General features: G+C 56.3%; 10 protein-coding genes. 4 read left to right on the top strand and 6 right to left on the bottom strand.

Features of this window, described 5'->3' with window-relative positions:
* Positions 1 to 111: 111 nt before the first annotated feature.
* The 5 genes from K227x_RS25470 to K227x_RS25450 all read right to left on the bottom strand — a co-directional run bounded on the left by K227x_RS25470 (position 112) and on the right by K227x_RS25450 (position 6,869).
* On the bottom strand, positions 112 to 585 hold the full coding sequence (locus K227x_RS25470) for a hypothetical protein (protein WP_145174641.1): 474 nt from the start codon (positions 583 to 585) through the stop codon (positions 112 to 114).
* A gap of 190 nt (positions 586 to 775) precedes the next feature.
* A complete protein-coding gene (locus K227x_RS25465) occupies positions 776 to 1,669 on the bottom strand; it encodes an HDOD domain-containing protein (protein ID WP_145174639.1) in 894 nt (297 codons plus the stop codon).
* Positions 1,666 to 3,669 carry a putative bifunctional diguanylate cyclase/phosphodiesterase gene (locus tag K227x_RS25460; protein WP_218933526.1) on the bottom strand — a complete coding sequence of 668 codons (2,004 nt, stop codon included), beginning with the start codon at positions 3,667 to 3,669 and terminating at the stop codon, positions 1,666 to 1,668. Before K227x_RS25460 ends, K227x_RS25465 begins: the two co-directional genes overlap by 4 nt.
* Positions 3,670 to 4,144: 475 nt before the next feature.
* The gene (locus tag K227x_RS25455; protein ID WP_246146251.1) at positions 4,145 to 5,479 is read right to left on the bottom strand and encodes a prenyltransferase/squalene oxidase repeat-containing protein; all 1,335 of its coding nucleotides are present in this window, start codon (positions 5,477 to 5,479) and stop codon (positions 4,145 to 4,147) included.
* Positions 5,472 to 6,869 (bottom strand): HlyD family secretion protein, encoded by a 1,398-nt coding sequence (locus tag K227x_RS25450; RefSeq protein ID WP_145174635.1) that lies wholly within the window; start codon positions 6,867 to 6,869, stop codon positions 5,472 to 5,474. The genes K227x_RS25455 and K227x_RS25450 overlap by 8 nt, the downstream gene beginning before the upstream one ends.
* 203 nt (positions 6,870 to 7,072) lie before the next feature.
* Between K227x_RS25450 and K227x_RS25445 the strand changes: the two genes are divergently transcribed.
* The gene (locus tag K227x_RS25445) at positions 7,073 to 7,930 is read left to right on the top strand and encodes a DUF2314 domain-containing protein (RefSeq protein WP_246146250.1); all 858 of its coding nucleotides are present in this window, start codon (positions 7,073 to 7,075) and stop codon (positions 7,928 to 7,930) included.
* A 113-nt stretch (positions 7,931 to 8,043) separates the two neighbouring features.
* On the top strand, positions 8,044 to 9,513 hold the full coding sequence (locus tag K227x_RS25440; RefSeq protein ID WP_218933525.1) for a sulfatase family protein: 1,470 nt from the start codon (positions 8,044 to 8,046) through the stop codon (positions 9,511 to 9,513).
* A 3-nt stretch (positions 9,514 to 9,516) separates the two neighbouring features.
* On the opposite strand, the gene K227x_RS25435 is transcribed toward K227x_RS25440, so the two are convergent.
* Complete coding sequence (locus K227x_RS25435; RefSeq protein ID WP_145174631.1) at positions 9,517 to 10,527, bottom strand: NHL repeat-containing protein; 1,011 nt, start codon at positions 10,525 to 10,527, stop codon at positions 9,517 to 9,519.
* Positions 10,528 to 10,786: 259 nt separating this feature from the next.
* Here K227x_RS25435 and K227x_RS25430 point away from each other — a divergent pair, with 259 nt between their 5' ends.
* Positions 10,787 to 12,106: a hypothetical protein gene (locus K227x_RS25430; RefSeq protein ID WP_218933524.1), complete on the top strand. Its 1,320-nt coding sequence runs from the start codon at positions 10,787 to 10,789 to the stop codon at positions 12,104 to 12,106.
* A gap of 6 nt (positions 12,107 to 12,112) precedes the next feature.
* Complete coding sequence (locus K227x_RS25425; RefSeq protein WP_145174627.1) at positions 12,113 to 13,687, top strand: ABC transporter permease; 1,575 nt, start codon at positions 12,113 to 12,115, stop codon at positions 13,685 to 13,687.
* The last annotated feature ends 14 nt before the right edge of the window (positions 13,688 to 13,701 follow it).

The following is a 13,701-nucleotide window of genomic DNA, read 5'->3' as shown; positions in this document are numbered from 1 at the left end:
CAGCACATGCGACAACCTTTTGGCAAGCTGGGAAGCGGTCAGCGGCACTCGTTTCGTGCGACTGCCGGGGTTCAAAAAAGAAGGCGATCAGCGCGATCGCGCACGCATCCGCTATAGCCGAATGGATAACGTCAAAAGATAGATCGGCAGCGAAGCAGACCGCTGGGGCGGGGCCTGCTGGACGCGTTGATTGGACCGTCGTGGGGACGGACAATGTGGGTCGGTCGAACGGGCGATCGGGCAAGCCGTGCTGGTTGCATCCGCTGCGATTGCTCGGATGGCGGGCAAACTCGACAAGTACACCGCGTCACTGTCGTGGTCGCTGCCTTGCTGAACCCATCCGGTTCCCGTTGGCAAATTCGAATCAATCGACGTTGATTCATGCTGCGTCGGACGATGTGCGTGACCGTGGTCACCGTGATGTCCATGCGGTGCAGCGTGCTGTGGATTCGAATGACCCAAATGCAGGTGCGGTCGCACTGCATGGTCGCCTGAACTCGATGCGCCGCCATCCGCATGCGTGTGAGGCAGAGTGTGCCCCAGCATGAACATGGGAATCAGCAGGATCGCAATCAGGCGGTTCATTCGTTTCTCGTCAGAGGGATCAACGTCATCATCCTAGGCCGAACCAGAGCCGATGAATAGATCAAGAACCAATTCGAATGGTCTTTGTTTGGGGCCTGCGATGACCACCGTGATCGTTCATTGACTGGGCTGTGGAAGACCCGTCTATGCTTCGGACGCCTGGGCAAAGAAGAGTATCCGCAGCAAGCGGTCATGAACCCAGCAGCGTTATGGCCTGGGAAAGTTCCTCGGGCAAAGTCGCGGCCAGGTCGTCGACGTCCTGGTCGCTAAGCCCCAGCATTTTCAAAGCACTCGGATGCACCGATGCGTGGTCGACCGTCCCTGTGAATCCAGCGTCCATTCGAACTGCGATGATGTCGGCAACGTGAATGATCGTCGGCAACAATCGTTGGTCTTCGGGCAACAAGTCCGGACAATGGTGGTACCGGGTGGCAAGTTCTAGGTGGAAGGGAAAGTTCCATTTTCGGCATAGGCCAGCACCAAAGTCTTGGTGCGTGGCCCCCCAGAATTCTTGTTCAGCGGCCAGGAATCCGTTTTCATGAGGCGTCGCAATCGACTTTGCCCATTCGCCAAACCGGATGCTGTACGCCTGCATTTCAACCATGATGCCAATGTCATGGATCAGTCCGGCAAGGAAAGCGACGTCCGATTTTAGCGTCCTCGTGGTGATGGCTAGCTGTTTTGCGGCAACCGCAACGGCGACACTGTGCAACCAAAGATCGCGTGGATTCAAAGCCGACGGGGTGGAACTTGATCGAAAGACCTTGTGCAAACTAGCCGCAATCGCGGTGTTTTTGATCGCGTTCATTCCTAACATCACGACGGCACGATCGAGCGAATCGATCTGTCTTGGGACGCCATAGAATGCCGAGTTGGCCAGCTTTAGAATTCGGGTGCCCAATGCGGGGTCGCCGTTGATGATCGCGTGCAGTTCGTTCAGCCCGGTATCAGGGCATGCCGCCATTTCGATGATCTGGGTGGCCACCGTCGGCAACGTGGCAAGATTGCGGATTTTTTCGATGGCGATATCTACCGCCAACGGTAGGTCGTTGGTCACGTCTTGGCAGTCGAGCACAGCGTTCATAGGGTGGATCTCGATCGGTTGATTTTCAGGCTTTGGGAACCTGAGCCGCAAGAGCTTGCGGCAACCGACATTGGTTGGCGGTGTGGAGGGTCGGTGGGATCTGAATCGGATAAATGGAACGTTTGGATTGGGGACACGTCCCAGTGGCACGGCGGGCGTGCCGCGTCGTTGCGCAGGAACTGTTCCAGATCCTCGGGCAGCAGCGGCTTGGAAAACAGATACCCCTGACCAAACTCGCAACCCAACGCCTGGATCAGGGTCAGTTGGTTGGTGTTCTCGATTCCTTCGGCGACCACCTTCAGATTAAGGTTGTCGGCTAATGCGACGATCGTATGCAGCAGAGCACCAAAGTCTTGACCATGATTCAGGTTCGAAACGAATTCGCGGTCGATCTTCAGCACATCGATGGGGAACGCGTGCAAACATGACAGGGACGAATAGCCCGTTCCAAAGTCATCGATATCGATTTTGAATCCAAGTTCCTTCAGGTCGCACAAGATCGCGATCGACGCTTCGCGATCATGCATGATCATGCTTTCGGTGACTTCGATATGGAGTCGCCCCGGTTCGACACCGTAGTGCTGAGTGGTTTCAAGAATGAAGGATGCAAAGTTCGGCAATGCCAACTGGCGACGTGATACGTTGACATGAACGCATACGGGTGCCAACGGGCCAAGAGTTTCTTCCCATTGGGCGATCTGGCGACAGGCTTCGCGAAGCACCCAATTGCCGATCGGGACGATCATTCCGGTTTCTTCTGCGATCGAAATGAATTCCTCGGGTTCGATCAGTTCGCCATCTTCGTTCTTCCAGCGGATCAGTGCCTCGACCGATTCGGTTCGTCCCGATTCCAGCGAAACGATGGGCTGGTACAACAGCGAAAACTCTTCGCGTTCGATCGCTAATCGGATTTCGTTTTCGATTTTTAGCCGGGCTTTGGCTTTGTCACGCAGGGCGCAGTCGAAGACCACGTAGTTTGCTTTTCCTGTTGCTTTGGCTTCGTACATCGCGAGGTCAGCATCACGCAACATTTCGCGTGCCAGTGTGTACTCTTGCGTGCTGGTCACGATGCCGATACTGGCAGAGGAATAAACCGTGTGGTTCCCCAGCTTGTAACTTTTGCTGAACACTCGCAGCAACCGCTCGGCCACGATCGTCGCATCTTCGGCTCGCTTCAATCCCTCTAGCAAGACGACAAACTCGTCGCCTCCCAAGCGGGCGGGAATCACACTGTTTGCAAGCGGTACCGCATGGTCCAAGGTTGTGCTTAACCGTTTTGCGATGGCGATCAGAAGTTGGTCGCCGACGTCATGGCCTAGGCTGTCGTTGACCAGTTTGAAACGATCGAAATCCAAGAACAGCAGTGCTGACTGGTGTTGGCTACTGCGTCCGATGGACGCTTGGATCGATTGTAAAATGGCGTCGCGATTCGCCAATCCGGTAAGCGTGTCGTGATAGGCCAGTTCATGCAGACATCCCTCCAACCGTTTCCGGTCGCTGATGTCAACGCGAAGAGCAAAGTAGCTGTGCGGTTTGCCCGATTCGTTCAGCATCGGCGCGATGGTGGTGTCCATCCAATACAGCGAACCATCTTTGGCGCGATCGCAGATTTCGCCTCGCCAAATCTTGCCACGTCCAATCGTCGAGTACATTTCGCGAAGGAACTGGACGTTGTGTTGTCCCGATTGCAGAATGCGATGGTCCTGACCAATCAGTTCCTCGCGGGCGTACCCCGACACTTCACAAAAGTTGTCGTTGACTTCAATGATCTTTCCGGTGACGTCAGTGACTGCCAAGATCCCCGCTGCACTGACGGCGCGGCGAAAAGCGGTCAATTGCTGCTTGACGATTTCTTCGGTGGTCTTTCGTTCGGCATCCGCAAGGACTGCGGTGTTCGATTGGTCACACTGGATAGAAAATTCTGGCGACGTGTAGCCGCTGGTCGTCGATGTGTTATCCGTCGTGCTGTTCAGCGTTTGGCGATCGGATGTGTATGGCACGACGGTACTCGTATTCGTTCTTTGATCTAGCATGCCCGCGCGGACGCCCTTGACGGTTGGCAAAATGGCGTCTTCCGATGACACTGCAAGAAATAGGAAGGCTTGAAACCCTAGGTTGCAGAGAACGCCGGTGCTCGACTCGTCTCCCTACGCTGCCAGAAGCAGAGGTGCCAAGGCGGTGAGATTGATGATCGTGAGGGTTTTAACGCGTAGGCAACAGAATGGGCGCCGTTCGTAGTACCGCCTTTAGGCGGAATCGGGCCTGGGTATCGGGCCTGACTGAGCGAAGCAGTTCCGGCGGACGAGAGCGTTCCGCATAGCCGCTGTGCGGCGGCAGCTTTTTGCCGTGTGGCTGGCCCACGGTTAGTGATGGCCGAGACGATCATGGGGGGATGCCATATCCGGTGGCCCGAGGCCACCGGCATGACGCTTTCGCCTCTCCGAGGCTGTTGTAATCTGGACCCTGACGCGCCGGTTAGGGCGTTGGCAGACAACGCCGCAACGTCATCAGCGCGAATGCGGTGCCGTAGGGCTGATGGTAGTCGTACAGCGGATAGTCCCACCATGAACCGTCCTTTTCTTGTCGATCTAGCATCAGCCGTGCCAGCAGTTCGCGATACGGCGGACGCTCGAATGCCGGTAACTGGTCCATGCTAAGGGCCGCGTAGTAGTGGCCGTAGTAATAGAAGTACCCAGCGACCTGCATCCACGACTCGTGAGGAACCGGGCGTTTGCGTCCGATATCCAGCCAGCCATTGCGTACGTACAAACGGTACAGCCAATGCATGGCCACATTGTCGGTGACGGTGGTGTCGCCCCAGGCACGCAGTGCGGTATTGCAACACTGCGTCCGCCCTAGACTTCCACCCGGCCGATTGATTCCACGCATCGGCTGGTATTGAAGATACTCGCCATACAGGTAACTGAAGTCGGGTTTCTTTTGGCGGTTGAGTGCATCGATCGCGCGGTCAACGATGCGCTGAGGCGGCTGGACACCGATATCACGAGCCTCGGCCAACGCGATCAGTACCGTTCCGCCGACAAAGCTGATCGAGGACGAAGTTGGTTGGTTGCCGCCATACCGAAAATCGTAGTACCCCCATCCGCCATCGACCGATTCATAACGAGTCAACATGTCGAACTGCGATTGGATCAAAGCGACGATTCCGGCCTGCGCCGCTTCGTCCCCAGCATGGCGGCCATGCATTCGCACGAGCGCTTGGATGGAATAGGCATGCCCCCAAACGTTGTAGATCGCATTGGCTGTGGCGCGTCGCAGCCGCGGCAACCGTTCAATCAACCAAGTTTCCGCCCGGTCGATCGAAGCGGAAACTTTCGCTTTGTCGGCAACCGATTCGGTTTCCAATTCGATCAACGCGGCAATGCACAATGATGTGGTCGCCGTGCGGAATGCATGGTGAGCGCCTGGGACGGGCGCGTAGATGTTCAAGCTTTTCGTGCGCGTCGCAGATCCCCATGATCCATCGGGGTTTTGATCGGCAAGCAGGAATGCAATCCCACGATCGATCGACGACCGAATCTCGGATGCGTTCGCGGCATCGATTTCGGGCAACACGGGTGGGGCACTGAAATCGATTGCGGCTGACGTGGCGTGATCGGATGCTTCGGCTGTGACCGAATCATCTGCAACGTGATCGTCGGCGACACGGTCCAAGACCACCGGGTTGTCGTCGCCGATGACGTCCCCCGGTACCGGAACCATGACAAACAGCGTTAGGAACAGGCATCGACCCAGCAATCCTAGCCCGCGATCCACTTCCCTGCGTCTTGGGTTAGCCACATCATTCATCCTTGTCGGTGTCCTTGGTCTTGGCTTCGAAATCCAGATGACAGGTCATGGTGGGCATGATTGCCGGCGCATCGGCTGGCATCTTGAATTGAACGACCGCATCAAATTTGCTGCCCGCGTACGGGACCAACGAAACCGATCGGACCTTCCCGCTTGCTTTGAAACCGGGGTAGGCATCGCTGGTGATTTTGCACGGTTGACCAACCTTCGCAACGTCAAGCTTATCTTCGTCCAGCGATACACGGATCTGCAGCTTGTCAGGGTTGACGATGGTGGCAACCACTTGCTGCCCCGTTACTTTGGTTCCCGTTTCCAACAGACTTGGCTTGTCGCTTACCTTGCCGCGGGTCAGTGCCCCGTGCACGACCACGCCATCGATCGGCGAGGTGATCGCGACGCGTTTGCGTTCTTGTTTCAGTTCGTCGTGCTTGTCTTGTTGCTTCCGGAAATCGTCGCGTTTGCGTTGGATTTCGATTTCTCGACGTTGACGTTCTGAGTTCAGGTTGCGGATGGCTTTCTGGTAGGCCAGTTCCGATTTCGCCAACGCATACTCTTGCGTTTCGATTGCGCGGGGAATGCTTTGCGATAGGCTGCGGTCGGAACTGATTTTGGTTCCATCGAGTCGGAACTGAGCCGATTCGACAGCTTGCTTGGCTCGCTTAAGGACGATCTCTTCGGACTCTTCGGTCAGATCGTCTTCCAAATACATTTGTTGCAATTGGTTCAGTTCTTCCTGAGCGTTTTCAAGCGATGCTTGCGACGACTTCAGACTGAACTGGGCAGTCAATACTTGGCGATCTCGATCGACCTGTACGAAGTTGTCGTGCGCTTGCTTGGCGCTGTCGCGATCTCGTTTGGCGGCTTGGCGATCCAATTCTTGGGTTTTCTGGAACTGGCCAAAGTCGAACTCTGCGTCATCCAGCGAAAGCTTGGCCAATCGTAGGTCCACTTCCGATCGCTGGATGGTTTCGTCAATGTCTTTGGAATCGAACACGACGACGTTCTGGCCGCGAGTGATCGTCGCGCCATGCTTGACGATCTTTTTGATTTCCCAGGACTTGGTCCGTTCGGTGTCAGGTTTGATTTCGAATGGTTGGATGGATTCGAAGACGCCTGCAATCCGAATCGGATCCGGTTTCTTTTCGGCCTTCGCGGGGGACGCATCTTCCTTGGCCGCAGGATCGCGATTGGGTTTGTCAATCGTTTCATCGCCTGTCGACTTGTCACTGGTCGACTTATCGCCAGCGGGTTTTTCGCTGGCGGGTTTATCACTCGTCGATGGCGGCTCGGGCAGCGTCGTATCGGCTGCGGCGGCGGTTCCTAAGTGGCCGCACGAGATCAACCCAATCAAGAGTGCGGATGCGAAACGCAAGCGGAAGATTCGTTTCATGAGCTCAGTGCAGAAAGAGTTTGGCCGCGTCCCATCATCGATGGACACGACCCCGAGGGGCCAATCAACCCCGCCAATGTCGTCATTGTCGGGCACAGGAATTTGAGGCCCAGTTTAGTTCATTTCAGTTGGGCGTGCGAAATCTATTCAAATGGTGGGGCTAGCGGTCCCCCGGCACGCCTTCGGCCCATTAATATGAAGCCATGAATGCTGAATCCAACGACCCGCCCATTTTTCTGAATCCCGATGACGATGCTGAAATGGAAGCCGCCTGGAAGCGGGCACGCCAGACATTTCGGTATTTTTGGCGTGAGCTGGCTTGGGAGTATCGCCGCATCATTCCTGGCTTGGACATGGCTTGCGTGAAAGTCATGTTTCGTGATCCGCCGGAGATCGATCACGGCGACGATCCGTCGGTCGAACACATGTGGATCAGTGATGTGCAGTTTGATGGCCAGCATGTGACTGGAACCTTGATCAATTCGCCCGGTTGGCTGCAGTCCGTTTCGGAAGGGGACGATGTGAAAGTCAAACCCGGACAAGTTTCCGATTGGATGTACGCGATCGCCAACCAAGTCTACGGCGGCTATACCGTCCAGTTGTTGCGGTCGCGAATGGGCGGCAAAGAACGCAAACAGCATGATGCCGCGTGGGGACTGGATTTTGGTGACCCCACCATGGTGCGATTGGTGCCGCCGGATTCCATCGGTGCAGCTCCCGTTAAATCTGGGATGTTAAGTCGATTCTTCCCAGCCAAGCAGATCCCCCAAACGGTTTCCGAAGTCAGTAAGTTCGAACACCCGATGTCAGAGAACATGGGCGATTCGCTGGCTGGATCGTTGAAGGAAGATCCCAGCTTTCTGACCGCGACCGATGATCGTGGATTCACGTTTTTGCATCAGTTGGCGTTGGCTGGCAGCGCCAAAGGAGTGGCTGTGATGCTGAAACACGGCGCCGATCCGAATGCGGTTGCTGGCAACGGCATGACGGCGATGCGTTTGGCAAAGTCGTTGGGGTGGAAAAAGGTGATGGCTCTGCTGGAATCCGCCGGTGGTAAGTAATCGCGGTTGGTTGGCCTGATGTTGGACGTGATGTTCGGCAAGGGGTCGTGCCGCCAATGTGGTTGACCGTGACAGAAGGTTTCGTTTTTCTCTCGTGCATTGATGGATGTCCCATGACCAAGATTCTTTCCACTGCGTTTCTGTTGGTGGTTTCGGTGACCGCGGGCGCCGCCGGGACTCCCCCGCCGAACCTTTTGATTATCCAGACGGACGAGCATAATTTTCGAACGCTGGGTTGCTATCGCCAGACCTTGGCGGACCAGCAAGCGTTCGTCTGGGGCAAAGACGCGGTGGTTGAAACGCCGGCGATCGATTCGATTGCCCAACGCGGTGCGATCTGCACCTCGTACTACGCAACCAGTCCTGTATGCACGCCATCAAGAGCCGCGTTTTTCTCGGGACGCTATCCACAGAACACGGGCAGTTGGCAAAACGACCGTCCGCTTTCGGGCGATATCGTCACCTTCGCCGAAGTGCTTCGTCGGCAGGGATATTCAACCGGCTACGCGGGCAAATGGCACCTGGACGGTGCGGGGAAACCACAGTGGCAGCCGAAACGAAAGTTTGGGTTCACTGACAACCGATTCATGTTCAATCGCGGTCACTGGAAGAAGTTCGAACTGACCGCCGATGGGCCCCGCGTTGCCGCCCGCAGCAAACAGGGCGACCCCAGTTATTCACTGGCCGGCGCCGACCAAGAATCGTTCTCTACCGATTGGTTGTCGAACCGGGCGATGGATTTTATCCGCAAGCACGCCGGTGAACCATTCTGTTATCACCTCAGTTTGCCGGATCCGCACGGGCCCAATGCGGTCAGGGCTCCCTATGACCAGATGTTCGAAAACACTCCCATTCGACCACCGGCAACGTTCCAGACCGAATACCCGCTTCCCAAGTACATCGGGTCGGGGGCCAAGAACGCGAAGCTTTCGTTTCGCGCCGACCAGATGTCACTGTATTTCGGCATGGTGCGATGCATCGACGACAACGTGGGACGGATCTTGGCGCTGATCGACGAATTGAATCTGACGGATCGCACGATCGTGGTGTTCACTTCCGATCACGGCGACCTGTGTTATGAACACGGACGGCTGAACAAGGGGAACCCATACGAAGGCAGTGCGAAGATTCCGATGATCATCGCGGCCCCAGGGAAAATTCCCGCTGGCAAGCGTATCGACCAAGCACTGGGCACGGTCGACTTTGCACCCACCATCTTGTCGTTGATGGAAATGGATTCGCCCGATGGAATCGAAGGGCGGGACGCATCGGCATTGTTGGTGGGCAATGCGGACCAACCATCCTGGGATGACGTCACCTTTCTTCGATCCGCTGGCAGCAAGCCCGGTTGGTTGGCGGCGGTCAGTGACCAATACAAACTAGTGGTCTCGGTTGCCGATGTGCCCTGGCTGTTCGATTTGAAATCGGACCCAGACGAATTGATCAACCATGCCGGCGATCCAGAGCATGCCGCAGACCTGCAACGGTTGGCCCAAGCGATGGTGGCCTATGCCCAAGCTTCCACCGACCCGCACATGGAGTCGTCGGAAATTTCCTCGGCGCTGAAATCGCTGGTCCAGTAAAGGCTACGGTTTCACCCGCACCAATTTCCTGATGCGTCCGTCGACGTTCCAGTCCTGGACGTAAAGGTTGCCATCGGCGTCCCAGAAGGATCCGTGAGTGCCGTTGAAAATGCCCTCGACCCATTCCGATTGTGGAATGTTGAATTGGCGTCCGCGTGCGATGTCCGGGTTGTAACCAAGCACCGACATGATCGTGTTGGTCTTGTCCAAGATCACCAGACGACCACGGAGATCGGGAACCGAGACGTAGTCACCTTGGATGGATGCGGACGTCGGCATGCCCAATCCGGTGATGATTTCTTCGATGAATTCGCCGTCCAGTGTGTAGTGCAGCAATCGACCTTTGGGTTCGTGGTTGCGGTCACAGATCAGCAGTCGTGGCGGGTCATAACGGGTGTCCACTGTCATCCCGTGCGCAGTATTGAACTGCTTCATGCCGTTGCCCTTTTCGCCAAAGTGCATCAAATACTTTCCCGTCTTGTCGTATTTGAAAATATGGTTGCTGGCGTATCCGTTGGACAAGAAAATGTCGCCATTGGGGGCTACGGTGATGGCGGTCGGTTTCAGTTGGATCTTTCCCTTCAGTCCGGATTCTTCGGGGACGCCCAGGTGCAACACGATCTCGCCCGAATGAGCATTGAATTTGACTCCCTCGGCATCGACATTGCGGGCGCCGTAGATGAATTCACCGTCCTCTTCGGATCGAATTTCAATGTCGTGCATGTTGGCATATTCTTTGCCCAAGTACGACTGAATCACCTTTCCGTCGGGCGAAAATACGAACACGCCTTCTTTGGCACTGAAGAAAATATTGCCCGCTTTGTCGATCACGACGCCGCCGTGAGTCGACCCGACTGCGGAGTTTCCGTCGGGACGAAGTCCCCATCCCGGCACGGTATCAAACGTCATGATCCCGCATCCCATGCGAACGGGTTGGACCTCGGTTTGGGCATGGGCAAACTGGTACTGGCAAATCGAAACGAGCGTTAGAATGCCCAGGAAATAGGGTTTCATAGAGGCGGATCCTCGGGGAAAGGCAAATCGCACGGCATCGGTGCCGTGTCAAAAGTGGGGTGAAGCAGGTCGTCAGGATCCATTCGGCGTGTCGGCCGTTTGGGCATTCGCCGCGGGTCGCAAGTTCAATCGGTGCAAGCGCACCAGCGGCGAACGGGTTTTGCCCGATCAGTCTGTCTTCCTGCGTAGAATACTCGGGACGACCCAATCGCGGAGCCACCAGGACGGCGGCATCAATCTACTTTTTACGAAAGCAACGATGAAACCAGGAATGCGTCGCAATATCGCCCGCGGAACGGGGACGCTGTTTTGGGCAGCCGTCTTGGCAATGGCCGGTTGGGGATTGAAATCCGACCAAGGGTCGTCGTCTGCGCCGATCGCAAAGACCATGGCAATGCACTGGTTGGGGGCGCAGGATCACGTGATCGCGGCAGATCCAACCGGCCAATTGAAGGTTCATGACCCCGTTTTCTATCAGGACGCGGAAGGCGGATGGTCGCAAATCGGATACGTCGAATCGGATTCCGTGGCTGGCGATACCGGAACGTCTGCCGATTCGGCGGCGACCGTCGCCATCGCTTGGAATTCTCGTGACATCCCGCCATCGGCTTGTCGGTTGGAACTGTATCGCAGCAGCGGCCGGCTAGAGGATGTGATTGCGGTGATGTTGCCCGATCAGCAACGTCAAAAAATGATCGACCGAATCAAGGTGGCGATGGCCCAGCATGGCGACCAATTGACGGCAGCGTACCTGCCGTTGGTGCAGCGCAGCCTGCAAGCCTCGTTGCCGGTCATCGAGGACGAGTTTCGGTTGTCGGTCGGGCGCCATCGCGACGAGGTCGATTCGCTGCTAGGACGGTGGAATGATCAGGTCCTGGAAGATCGTTTGATCCCGATGGCGCGACGCGAAATTTTACCCATCGTGCGAAAGCATGGCGAACCGCAGGCCGAAGCAATCGGTCGCGAACTGTGGGACAAAGCATCGTTGTGGCGTTTCGGTTGGAGAGCGGTTTATGATCGGTCGCCGCTACCGAAAAAAGATCTGTTGCAAGAAGAGTGGGATCGATTCGTCCAAGAACAGGCGGTCCCGGTATTCGAATCTCACATGGACGAAATCGCGGACGCGGTGCAACAGATCGTGATCGACGTGGCGGGGAATCCCAACATCCGTTCCGAACTGTCCGAAGTGGCTGGCCAGATCGCGGCCGATCCCGAAACCCGTGATCTGGTGCGAACGATCCTGAAGGAAACGTTTGTTGAAAACCAGCAACTGCGAATGGTGTGGACTGAAATCTGGACGGGCGACGAAGCGCGATCCGCATTCGATTTGACCAGCGATCGATTGGAACCTGTCGCACGCCAGATCGGTGACGATTTGTTCGGGACTCGCGAAGGCGGAATCAATCCCAATTTTGCTCGCGTCTTGCGAAACCAAATCTTGGGAAAAGATCGCCGTTGGATCGTGGCCCGCGCGGTTTCACCATCGGACGCTGACGCGACGACCGACCCGCCGCGGATCACGATGGCTACGGAAACGATGCCGTACCCGATTGTCCATTTGGCCGACCCCAAGAACTGACGCACGATGCCAAACGCTGAACCCATTGTTTCATCGGATCAATCTCCGTTGCAGTTGACCGACCTGAATATTCAGGCCGGTCGTCAATCGTTGTTGGGCGACACGACGGTCACCATCCCCGGTGGGAAAATCACCGTGATTGTCGGCGGCAGCGGCGCGGGCAAGTCGGTGTTGTTGCGAGTGTTGGCGGGGTTGATTCCTCGCGATGGTGAAACGTTGTCTTGGCAGGGCCAAATCCAGCTCGGACAATCGAAAAGTGAACCAGGCCGTGTCCCCCGTGTCGGGATCGTTTTTCAGCAGTTCGCGTTGTTCGACGAACTGTCGCCGCTGGCGAATGTTCAGTTTGGGATCGACCACCGAAGCGATCCAGGGGCGCCGGTATCGCAAGATGCCCGGCAATGGCTGGAAGAGTTGGGGGTGCCCAGCAATCGGCATGTTGCTCAGCTAAGCGGGGGACAGAAGCAACGATTGGCGATCGCGCGGACGTTGGCATCGGATCCTGACATCCTTCTGTATGACGAACCGACGTCAGGGTTGGATGCCGCCAGCGGCCGGAAGGTTGCCGAACTGATTCGGCAAACACAACAACGTCACCAACGCACCAGTGTTGTCGTCACACACGACTATGAAACGCTGCTGCCGATCGCCGACGAAGTGCTGTTGTTGGACAGTGCCGAAAAACGTTTGGTTTCGATTGCACGGGAAGATTGGTCTCAGATTCCGGATCGGATGAAACCGGTGGCAACCGAGCCGATCACGACACCGGATACAACGATCGCCGCGTCGTCATTGGCCGGGATTGACCGGTTTGTGACCGCGACTGGATCCGCCTTGATCGCAGCGGTGCGGTTGCCCTTTGATGGGTTGCCGTTGTTTCCTCGTCCGCGTTGGGGTATCCGTTTCTTTTTGCACTACTTGCGTTTGGTGGGTGGCCCGTCGGCATGGGCCTATTTGATTTTGGCCGGGCTGATTGTGGGATTCACAACCACCTATTTTACATTTCGCTTTCTGCCCTTTCGGCTATACACCCAACCGCTGCTGATCGACGAACTGTTGTCGTCGATTGGATTTGCGCTGTACCGCGTGTTGGTTCCGATTTTGGCGACGACGCTGATCGCCGCTCGCTGCGGTGCGGCGGTCGCAGCCGATGTTGGCGTTAAACAGTATGGCGGACAGATCGATGCGCTGCGGACGTTGGGGGTCAGGCCCCAGGTCTATTTGCTGGCCTGCGTCGTGATGGCGTTCCTGGTCGCGACACCGGTATTGGAATGGTTGGCGTTCACCGCGGCCCAGTGGATTTCGTTGGCGACCTTCGTGAACACGCATCCCGATATCGGGTCGCATTTCTGGGAGCAACACTTTTTTCGCCACCTTGGTGATTCCACCTGGCCGAAAGGTTGGGGGTGGGTGATGTTGAAGAACCTTACCTGCGGTGTAGGAACCGGTACGATCGGTTACTATCGTGGGGCGTCACCGAAGCATTCCGCTGGTGATGTCAGCAACGCGATCACATCAACCGTGCTTTGGACGACCCTGTTTGTGTTGGTCGTTCATTTCATCATCGCGTTGTTCGAGTTCTAGGTTGCCCAACCGTT

Origin of the sequence: Rubripirellula lacrimiformis (assembly GCF_007741535.1) — a bacterium.
In the GTDB taxonomy this organism is placed as follows: domain Bacteria; phylum Planctomycetota; class Planctomycetia; order Pirellulales; family Pirellulaceae; genus Rubripirellula; species Rubripirellula lacrimiformis.
The sequence above is the reverse complement of the archived record's forward strand: the minus strand, read 5'-3'. Positions and strand labels throughout refer to the sequence as shown.

Excerpts from the sequence above, each read along its gene's own strand:
- K227x_RS25425 (WP_145174627.1), top strand. The coding sequence starts at position 12,113 with ATGCCAAACGCTGAACCCATTGTTTCATCGGATCAATCTCCGTTGCAG.
- K227x_RS25430 (WP_218933524.1), top strand. The coding sequence starts at position 10,787 with ATGAAACCAGGAATGCGTCGCAATATCGCCCGCGGAACGGGGACGCTG.
- K227x_RS25435 (WP_145174631.1), bottom strand. The coding sequence starts at position 10,527 with ATGAAACCCTATTTCCTGGGCATTCTAACGCTCGTTTCGATTTGCCAG.
- K227x_RS25470 (WP_145174641.1), bottom strand. The coding sequence starts at position 585 with ATGAACCGCCTGATTGCGATCCTGCTGATTCCCATGTTCATGCTGGGG.
- K227x_RS25445 (WP_246146250.1), top strand. The coding sequence starts at position 7,073 with ATGAATGCTGAATCCAACGACCCGCCCATTTTTCTGAATCCCGATGAC.
- K227x_RS25450 (WP_145174635.1), bottom strand. The coding sequence starts at position 6,869 with ATGAAACGAATCTTCCGCTTGCGTTTCGCATCCGCACTCTTGATTGGG.
- K227x_RS25455 (WP_246146251.1), bottom strand. The coding sequence starts at position 5,479 with ATGAATGATGTGGCTAACCCAAGACGCAGGGAAGTGGATCGCGGGCTA.
- K227x_RS25440 (WP_218933525.1), top strand. The coding sequence starts at position 8,044 with ATGACCAAGATTCTTTCCACTGCGTTTCTGTTGGTGGTTTCGGTGACC.
- K227x_RS25465 (WP_145174639.1), bottom strand. The coding sequence starts at position 1,669 with ATGAACGCTGTGCTCGACTGCCAAGACGTGACCAACGACCTACCGTTG.